Below are 258 nucleotides of genomic sequence, written 5' to 3' on the forward strand. Positions count from 1 at the left end.
GGTCCTTTCGCGGGCGCGGTGGCCTTGGCCGGAGCGGGGGTGAACGGGCGCGTCGATCTTTCCGCCATGGGCGCCAATCAACGCGCGCAGGCCGCGATCACGGGCCAGAACGTCACCCTGCCGGGCAAGGCGGGACTGAGCGTGGCGCGGCTGATGCTCAAGGCCGATGGGGTGATGGCCGCGCAGCCGCAGGTCAACGCCGATCTGCAACTGGCGGGCGTGCGTCAGGGCGATTTCTATCTCGCCCAAACGCGGGCC

At 70.5% G+C, this 258-nt stretch carries 1 protein-coding gene; it reads left to right on the forward strand.

All coding sequences use genetic code 11. The features are described 5' to 3' along the window. Positions 1–39: 39 nt before the first annotated feature. Positions 40–258, forward strand: a 219-nt coding sequence (locus ACWXWW_RS18160; protein WP_455971424.1) for a hypothetical protein, incomplete at its 3' end; no start/stop codon positions are given.

The organism is Microbacterium sp. KNMS (genome assembly GCF_053851835.1).